This is a genomic window from Clostridioides sp. ES-S-0005-03 (genome assembly GCF_020658455.1).
Taxonomy (GTDB): domain Bacteria; phylum Bacillota; class Clostridia; order Peptostreptococcales; family Peptostreptococcaceae; genus Clostridioides.
The window spans coordinates 1-397 of the sequence record NZ_JACVWI010000027.1 but is presented as its reverse complement, the minus strand read 5'-3'; the positions used below and the strand labels follow the sequence as shown (position 1 = coordinate 397).

Genomic DNA, 397 nt, shown 5'->3' with positions numbered 1-397 from the left:
CACCCTTAATAACTTGACCAGTTAAAAAGGTTTGATAGATTAGAAGCTATCAACTTCGATAATTTTTAAAAGTTATCAGCTTTATATATTACAAATTAGATGTCATATCACTAAATATATATATGCAATTTTCAAAGTGCTAACGCACAGCGCCAACAGATAAATCCTGTTGCTTAAAGTGCTAAGGCACGTCGCCAACGAATAAATTCCGTTGCTTAAAGTGCTAACGCACAGCGCCAACAAACAAACTTCACATGCGTTCAGTTTATACTGTTGCTCAAAGTGCTAATTGAGTATTCGTAAAAACGAACCCTCAAAATTAAACAGTAGGCAATTCTCCTTAGAAAGGAGGTGATCCAGCCGCACCTTCCGATACGGCTACCTTGTTACGACTTCA

The 397-nt window shown here is 37.3% G+C and carries 1 rRNA gene; it reads right to left on the bottom strand.

Annotated elements, in window-relative coordinates:
• Nucleotides 1–344 precede the first annotated feature (344 nt).
• A 16S ribosomal RNA gene (locus IC218_RS21660) occupies nucleotides 345–397 on the bottom strand; the annotation flags it as partial.